This is a genomic window from Shewanella sp. AS1 (assembly GCF_021412565.1).
Taxonomy (GTDB): Bacteria; Pseudomonadota; Gammaproteobacteria; order Enterobacterales; family Shewanellaceae; genus Shewanella.
Map to the genome: position 1 here is coordinate 1 of NZ_JAKCLJ010000028.1, position 616 is coordinate 616.

General features: G+C 55.5%; 1 protein-coding gene. It reads right to left on the bottom strand.

Features of this window, described 5'->3' with window-relative positions; genetic code table 11:
* The coding region (locus LZP69_RS15880) for a putative Ig domain-containing protein (RefSeq protein ID WP_234201690.1) at positions 1-616 on the bottom strand (616 nt) is incomplete at both ends.

A 616-nucleotide genomic window follows, 5' to 3' on the forward strand; every position in this document is an offset into this window, starting at 1 on the left:
GCAATCGAATAGGTCGCCGTGTCACCCGCATCGATATCGGTGGAGGTGATGGTGCCATTAACTACTGAACCATCTTCCTTGGCGCTGACTTGCGCGATGGGGTCCAGTACCGGTGCATCGTTAACGTTGTTGACCACCAGGTTAAAGGTGGACGTGACAGTCGCGCCCTGGCTATCGGTCGCCGTGACCGTGATGGTGGTAGTACCCACATCGCTGTTACCAGGGGTACCGCTAAAGGTGCCTGTGGTGGCATCGAAGCTGAGCCATGCCGGTGTGCTAGCCGACAGGGTGAGCGTATCACCGCTGTCGATATCGGCGAAGGTGCCCGCAGGTACGCCAAAGCTAAAGGTAGCGCCTTGGTCTGTGGCTTGGTCAGTCAATGCTGCTGAAACTGTCGGTGCATCGTTGGTGCCGGTGACGGTAATGCTTAATGTCTGTACATCGGTTGCACCTTGGCTGTCGCTGCCAGTGACATCGATGTTGAGTACCTGAGTTTGACCTACGCCCAGCGACTGATAAGCACTGTGGCTAGCATCAAATGCCCAGCTGCCATCGGTGTTGACGGTTAAGCCATCAACTGGGTTAGCAATCGAGTAGGTAATGGTGTCATTGCTGT